Source organism: Mycobacterium sp., assembly GCF_040398885.1.
Taxonomy (GTDB): Bacteria; Actinomycetota; Actinomycetes; order Mycobacteriales; family Mycobacteriaceae; genus Mycobacterium.
The window spans coordinates 9,226-14,642 of the sequence record NZ_JBBATF010000072.1 but is presented as its reverse complement, the minus strand read 5'-3'; the positions used below and the strand labels follow the sequence as shown (position 1 = coordinate 14,642).

The 5,417-nt window shown below is 68.1% G+C and carries 4 protein-coding genes; 2 read left to right on the top strand and 2 right to left on the bottom strand.

What is annotated here, in order from left to right; translation table 11 throughout:
* A partial coding sequence (gene phoH2, locus ADBZ5U_RS08650; protein WP_526264421.1) for an RNA 5'-3' helicase PhoH2 occupies positions 1–1,217 on the top strand: 1,217 nt, incomplete at its 5' end.
* A gap of 235 nt (positions 1,218–1,452) precedes the next feature.
* Positions 1,453–2,781: a cation:proton antiporter gene (locus tag ADBZ5U_RS08645; protein ID WP_526264419.1), complete on the top strand. Its 1,329-nt coding sequence runs from the start codon at positions 1,453–1,455 to the stop codon at positions 2,779–2,781.
* A 12-nt stretch (positions 2,782–2,793) separates the two neighbouring features.
* Here ADBZ5U_RS08645 and ADBZ5U_RS08640 read toward each other — a convergent pair whose 3' ends face one another.
* Both ADBZ5U_RS08640 and glpX read right to left on the bottom strand, forming a co-directional pair.
* Positions 2,794–4,197 (bottom strand): class II fumarate hydratase, encoded by a 1,404-nt coding sequence (locus ADBZ5U_RS08640; protein WP_526264417.1) that lies wholly within the window; start codon positions 4,195–4,197, stop codon positions 2,794–2,796.
* A gap of 22 nt (positions 4,198–4,219) precedes the next feature.
* Entirely contained in the window at positions 4,220–5,251 is a 1,032-nt protein-coding gene (gene glpX / locus ADBZ5U_RS08635; RefSeq protein ID WP_526264415.1) for a class II fructose-bisphosphatase, read from the bottom strand.
* Positions 5,252–5,417: the final 166 nt, after the last annotated feature.

Sequence of the window (5,417 nt, the reverse complement as noted above, 5' to 3'; positions counted from 1 at the left end):
TCCCACTGGTGGTGATCAGTGAGTTGGAGGCCAAGCGCCACCACCACGAACTGGGCTGGTTCGCCCGCCAGGCGCTGCGACTCTTCGATGACATGCGACTTGAGCACGGCCGGCTCGATCAGCCGATTCCCGTTGGGGCACAAGGCGGTACGCTGCACGTCGAACTCAACCACACCGATCCTTCGGTGCTGCCGAGCGGATTCCGCACCGGCACCAACGACGCCCGCATCCTGGCCTGCGCCGCCAATCTCGCCGCCGAGGGCAAGGCGGTGACCCTGGTGAGCAAGGACATTCCGCTCCGGGTCAAGGCGGGCGCCGTGGGCCTGCGCGCCGACGAGTACCACGCCCAGGACGTCATCACCTCGGGTTGGACCGGTATGACGGAACTCGATGCCACCGGCGAGGAGATCAGTGCGCTGTTCGCCGAGGGCGAGATCGACTTGGCCGTAGCGCGGAACCTGCCCTGCCACACCGGTGTTCGGCTGCTCGCCGGCAGCTCACATGCTTTGGGCCGGGTCAATGCCGAGAAGCGGATCCAGTTGGTGCGCGGCGATCGTGAGGTGTTCGGTCTGCGCGGCCGCTCCGCCGAGCAGCGCGTCGCGCTGGACCTGCTGCTCGACGAGTCGGTCGGCATCGTGTCGCTGGGCGGCAAGGCCGGCACCGGCAAGTCCGCATTGGCGCTGTGCGCGGGTCTGGAGGCCGTGCTGGAGCGGCGCAGCCAGCGCAAGGTCGTCGTGTTCCGGCCCTTGTACGCCGTCGGCGGGCAGGAACTGGGCTACCTGCCCGGTAGTGAGAGCGAGAAGATGGGCCCCTGGGCTCAGGCGGTCTTCGACACCCTGGAGGGCCTGGCGAGTCCGGCGGTGCTCGAGGAGGTGCAGTCGCGCGGAATGCTCGAGGTGCTGCCCCTGACCCACATCCGCGGCCGCTCGCTGCACGACTCGTTCGTCATCGTCGACGAGGCCCAGTCGCTGGAGCGCAACGTGCTCCTCACCGTGCTTTCCCGACTCGGTGCCGGCTCGCGGGTGGTGTTGACCCACGACGTCGCTCAGCGCGACAACCTGCGCGTGGGTCGGCACGACGGGGTGGCCGCGGTCATCGAGAAACTCAAGGGGCATCCGCTGTTCGCCCACATCACCCTGATGCGCAGCGAACGTTCCCCGATCGCCGCGCTGGTCACCGAGATGCTGGAGGAGATCAGCCCCGAGGCGCTGCCCTGAGCGGTCTGTAGCGCAGCACGCGACTGGAGGTGGGGCTGAGCTGCCGGTAAACTCAGCCCGTGCGATGTAGCCGAGTGGTGGGTTCCGGATATCTGGGGAGCCGTCGCCGGCCTGCCCCAGCCTCGACCTCCGGCGACGTGCCGACCCACGACAGCCGATTGCTCCGCGGGCGTGCTTCCGATCCGCTCCACGACGACCCAGGCCCCGACTTCGGCGTGCCCGTCCGCGGCGTCTAGTGCTGCAAATCACCACGCTGGTCCTGGCGGTACTCGTACTCGCCTACGCCGTAGTTTCCAAGGTGGTGATCCGGTCCCCCATCGCGCCCGCCCTGGTCTTCGTCCTCGTCGGAATGGCTCTGGGCCCCTCCGGGTTAGGCGTAGTGGAAGCCGGCCCGGGCGCCGAGGCGTTCTCGATCCTGGCGGAGTTGGCGCTCGCGGTGATTCTGTCCAACCAGGCCGCCGGCCTGCGCCTCAGCCGAATCCGGGCGCACGGCCCCGTGACCCTGCGACTGCTGATCGTCGGCATCCCGTTGACGGTGCTGCTGGGTGCGCTGACCGCGGTGGTCCTGTTGCCTGTGCTGCCCTGGTGGGAGGCGGTGTGCCTGGCGGCGATCGTCGCCCCCACCGAAGTGTCGCTGATCGGGGAACTGCAGGAGAACCACCGGATCCCCGAACGGGTGCGCCATGCGCTCACGGTGGAGAGTGGCTTCTACGACGGCATCGCGCTCGCGATTCTGCTGACCGCACTGGCCTTGGCGTCGGTCTACACCTGGCAGTCCGGGTGGTCCAACTGGGGCTGGTCGATATTCAGCATCGAAGTCCTGTCGGTGGTGGCCGGTGCCGCCCTGGGTGTCGTCGTCGGGTTGGTGGTGGCGTGGTCGCGTAAGCGGAACTGGATGAGTGACATCTGGGCACAGTTGGCGACGCTGGCGCTGGCGGCGATCTGTTATCAACTCGGCGAATACATCGGGGCGAGCGGTTTCGTCGCTGCGTTCACCGGCGGGCTGATGTTCTCCTACGTCACCCGGCACAGTTCCGAGGACTGGCTTCCCAAACAGGTTTCCGACGCCGCCGGACAACTGCTCGAACTCATGGTCTTCGTCATGTTCGGTGCGTTCGCGGTGATCGACGGCTGGCTGCGGGCGGACTGGCGTGTCATCGTGTTCGCCCTGGCCGCGCTGTTCGCGGTCCGCATCACCGCCGTCCTGTTGTCGCTGGTGCGTACCGACCTGCCGATGCGCGACCGGCTGTTCATAGGCTGGTTCGGCCCGCGCGGGATCGGCACGGTGGTGTTCGGCCTGCTGGTGATCAACCGCGGCGACCTCCAGAACACCGGCTTGATCGGCAGCGTCGTCGTGGTGACCGTGTGTCTGAGCCTGGTGCTGCACAGCCTGACCGTCGCTCCGGCTATCCGCAGGTTCCAGCCGGATGAGCCGGTCCCGGCGGCGGAGGCGGCCCCGGCGGGGGAGGCGGCCCCGGCGGTGGCACAGGCGGATGCGGCGGCCCCGGCGGTGGCCCAGCCGGATGCGGCAGCGCCGGCGGGGGAGGCGGCCCCGACGCCGTGACGCGAGGGGGCGTCACCCCTCGTCGCGCACCTTCGCCATCTCCAGCACATCGAGGCGCTTGTCCAGTTCGTCTTCGGACAACTTCTCGCCGATCAGCCCTCGGTCGATCACCGTCTGCCGGATCGTCTTGTGCTCCTTGAGGGCTTGCTTGGCCACCGCGGCGGCCTCCTCGTAGCCGATTGCCGAGTTCAGCGGGGTGACGATGGACGGGGAGGACTCCGCGAGCGTCCTGAGCCGGGCCTCGTTGGCCAGCAGGCCCTCGACGCACTTCTCGGCGAACAGCCTGGAGACGTTGGCCAGCAGGGTGAACGACTCGAGCAGATTACGCGCCATCATCGGGATGTAGACGTTGAGTTCGAAGGCTCCGGACAGGCCGCCGACGGTGATGGCGGCGTCGTTGCCGATCACCTGGGCGGCCACCTGGGTGACCGCCTCGGGGATCACCGGGTTGACCTTGCCCGGCATGATCGACGAACCCGGTTGCAGGTCGGGCAGGAACAGTTCGCCCAGGCCGGTCAGCGGGCCCGAGCCCATCCAGCGGATGTCGTTGGCGATCTTGGTCAGCGACACCGCGATCGTCTTCAGGGCGCCGGATGCCTCCACCAGGCCGTCGCGCGCGGCCTGGGCCTCGAAGGAGTTCTTGGCGGTGGTCAATTCGGCCAGTCCGGTCTGCGCGACGAGGACCTCTACCACCTTGGGCCCGAAACTTTCGGGCGCGTTCAGTCCGGTGCCGACGGCGGTGCCGCCGATGGCCAGTTCGCCCAGGCGGGGCAGGCAGGCCCGTACCCGCTCGATGCCGGCCTCGATCTGGCGGGCGTAGCCGCCGAACTCCTGGCCGAGGGTGACCGGGACCGCGTCCATCAGGTGGGTGCGGCCGGACTTCACCGTCTTGTGCCAGAACTTGGCCTTCTTGGCCAGCGAGGCGTGCAATACCTCCAGGGCCGGGATCAGTTCGCGCACAGCGGCTTCGGTGGCCGCGATGTGGGTCGAGGTCGGGAAGGTGTCGTTCGAGGACTGCGACATGTTGACGTCGTCGTTGGGATGCACCGTGACGCCGTCGCGGGCGCAGATCGAGGCGATCACCTCGTTGGCGTTCATGTTGGAACTGGTGCCCGAACCGGTTTGGAAGACGTCGATAGGGAACTGGTCGTCATGTTTGCCGTCGGCGATCTCCCCAGCCGCGGCGATGATCGCGTCGGCCTTCTCGGCGTCGAGAAGGCCGAGATCCTTGTTCACCTGGGCGCAGGCCGCTTTCAGCAGCGCCATCGCCCGGATCTGGTTGCGGTCCAGGCCGCGGTGAGAGATCGGAAAGTTCTCCACGGCACGCTGCGTCTGAGCCCGCCACAGGGCGTTGACCGGCACCCTGACCTCGCCCATGGTGTCGTGCTCGATGCGGTACTGGCCGTCGTCGGACATGTGGTGCCTTTCTTGCCGGGTTCTAGGGGAGGGGATAGGCGGCGTCGGCATCCCCGGTGAAGTCCACCGCGGAGTACTCGTTGAGCTTGGAAAGCCGGTGGTAGGCCTCGATCATCCGGACCGTGCCGGATTTGGAGCGCATCACGATGGACTGGGTGGTGCAGCCGCCACCGAAGAAACGGACGCCCTTGAGCAGGTCGCCGTCGGTGACGCCGGTGGCGCAGAAGAAGACGTTCTCGCCGGACACCAGATCCCTGGTGGTCAGCACCCGGTCAAGGTCGTGGCCGCGGTCGACGGCCTTCTGGCGCTCCTCGTCGTCCTTGGGCGCCAGCATCGCCTGGATCTCGCCGCCCATGCAGCGGATCGCCGCCGCGGTGATGATGCCCTCGGGGGTGCCGCCGATACCGACCAGGAGGTCGGTGCCCGAATCGGGCCGGCACGCCGAAATCGCCCCTGCCACATCGCCATCGGAGATCAGCCGGATGCGTGCGCCGGCGCCGCGCACCTCGGCCATCAGCCTCTCGTGCCGCTGCCGGTCCAGGATGCAGACGGTGATGTCGGACACCGACGCCTTGCGGACCTTGGCGATGCGCTGGATGTTCGCCGCGATCGGCGAGGTGATATCGATGAAATCGGCGACGTCGGGTCCGGCTGCGATCTTGTTCATGTAGAACACCGCCGACGGGTCGAACATCGCGCCGCGTTCGGCGACCGCCAGCACCGAGATGGCGTTGGGCATCCCCTTGGCCATCAGGGTGGTCCCGTCGATCGGGTCGACGGCGAAGTCGCAGTCCGGACCGTCGCCGTTGCCGACCTCCTCGCCGTTGTAGAGCATGGGGGCGTTGTCCTTCTCGCCCTCCCCGATCACCACGACGCCGCGCATCGACACCGAGTTCACCAGCTCGCGCATGGCGTCGACGGCCGCGCCGTCGCCACCCTCCTTGTCGCCGCGGCCGACCCAACGTCCTGCGGCCATGGCCCCGGCCTCGGTCACCCTGACCAATTCCAGGGCCAGGTTGCGGTCGGGGGCTTCGCGTCGGCGGACGTCAGGCATGGTCAGGATTCTCCCAGAACCTCCTGCCGGGTCCAGACCTGGGATACTGGGACGCGCTGACGAAGACGATGAGCGCAGCGACGAGGAGGAGTAGCGCCTGATGGAGTCGACCGAAGGCCCTGCGGCCCCCGAACCGACCGTCGCCGGCCCTCCGGCTCCGGAGTTG